Raw genomic sequence first — 1,182 nt, forward strand, 5'->3', positions numbered from 1 at the left:
CACGCGCGGCACGCCGACACCGTTGATGAAAAGCTGGCCGTCCTTGACCTGGATCTTGTCACCCGGCAGGCCGACAACGCGCTTGATGTAGTCGACGGACGGATCAGGCGGGAATTTGAAAACCGCCACGTCGCCGCGCTTCGGCTCGGAGCCCCAGATGCGGCCCGAAAAAATATCGGGTCCGAAAGGCAGCGAATAGCGCGAATAGCCATAGGACCATTTGGTGACGAACAGATAGTCGCCTTCCAAAAGCGTCGGCCGCATCGATCCCGACGGGATCGAAAAAGGCTGGAACAGCAGCGTGCGGATGACCAGGGCGAGCAAAAGCGCCTGGACGATGACGCTGACGGTCTCGCCAAGCCCGCCGGATTTCTTCTCGGATTTTTCAGCCACGCTCATGTCGTCCTCGATTGTGCGTTGGATGGTATAGAGTCTCGGCGCGCGCTGGGCAACGTCAATGCCGGTCGTCAGAGGCAATCAATGTGGCGCTTCTTCGACGGGCAGCGCCTCGATGATCACAAAGGCTTGAGCGAGCGGGAAATCATCCGTGATGGTGAGGTGGATTGCCGCCCGATAGCCCTTTGGCAGGATTTTGGCCAGCCTGGCCTGCGCTCCTCCCGTCAACGCCATGGTCGGCGCGCCACTGGGCAGGTTGACGACACCCATGTCGCGCCAGAACACGCCCTGCGCCAGTCCGGTGCCCAGCGCCTTGGCGCAGGCCTCCTTGGCGGCGAAACGCTTGGCATAGGAGGCCGCGCGGGCGCGTCGATTGTCCGAACGCGCCTGTTCGATGTCGGTGTAGATTCTCTGGACGAAGCGCTGGCCGTGACGCTCCAGCGATTTCTCGATGCGTCTGATGTCGATCAGGTCGCTGCCGATGCCGATGATCATCGCGCAGTGGAACCGATGCTTGCGCCGGGATGGGACGATTGCGCATGCCGGCTTGCGCGCTCGGCCAGGCGTTTGCGCCGCTGTTCGCGGAAAGCGTTCATGCCCCAGCGCGTGATGGCGTAGAACAGCAGCCCGAAGATCAAGCCGAGCGGAACCGCACCGATCAGCATCGGTTCAAGGACCGGTTTCCACAATTGCGCGAAGGAGAGGTTGTGCAACATCTCGCCCAGATGCGCCGGCGGCCCATGTGTCGGCAACCGGTCATGCAGGATGAGCTTGCCCGTTTCCCAC

Annotated in this window: 3 protein-coding genes; all 3 read right to left on the minus strand. The window is 62.2% G+C overall.

Annotated elements, in window-relative coordinates; genetic code table 11:
- Positions 1-399, minus strand: a 399-nt coding sequence (lepB, locus tag EN884_RS36490; protein ID WP_128361154.1) for a signal peptidase I, incomplete at its 3' end; no start/stop codon positions are given.
- A 78-nt stretch (positions 400-477) separates the two neighbouring features.
- The gene (acpS, locus tag EN884_RS36495) at positions 478-891 is read right to left on the minus strand and encodes a holo-ACP synthase (RefSeq protein WP_013532586.1); all 414 of its coding nucleotides are present in this window, start codon (positions 889-891) and stop codon (positions 478-480) included.
- The coding region (locus EN884_RS36500) for a DUF2062 domain-containing protein (RefSeq protein ID WP_128361155.1) at positions 888-1,182 on the minus strand (295 nt) is incomplete at its 5' end. The genes EN884_RS36500 and acpS, both read right to left, overlap by 4 nt.

It is taken from the genome of Mesorhizobium sp. M7A.F.Ca.AU.001.01.1.1, assembly GCF_004022735.1.
Classification (GTDB): Bacteria; Pseudomonadota; Alphaproteobacteria; order Rhizobiales; family Rhizobiaceae; genus Mesorhizobium; species Mesorhizobium ciceri.